Here is a 261-nt window from a genome sequence, read left to right as displayed (position 1 = left end):
CAGTGCCATGTCGCCGCCGGGGGCGTCCCCGGGTCTGCCCAGCCCGTGCGCGACCAGCAGCAGTTCGCGCAGGGCCGCGCCCAGGTCGGCGAGCTGGAAGGCCGGGTCGTCGTCCCGCGCGGCGCGCACCAGGGCGGCGACCCGGACCGCTGCGGCTGCGGCGCGGTGCAGTCCTGCCAGGGTGGCGGTGTGCGCGGCGCGCAGGAGTTCCGCCTGCAGGACCGCCCCGCTGCCGCCCGTGCCCGCGGTGAGGACGGCGGC

Source organism: Peterkaempfera griseoplana (genome assembly GCF_001418575.1).
Taxonomy (GTDB): domain Bacteria; phylum Actinomycetota; class Actinomycetes; order Streptomycetales; family Streptomycetaceae; genus Peterkaempfera; species Peterkaempfera griseoplana.
This window is presented reverse-complemented; position numbering follows the sequence as displayed.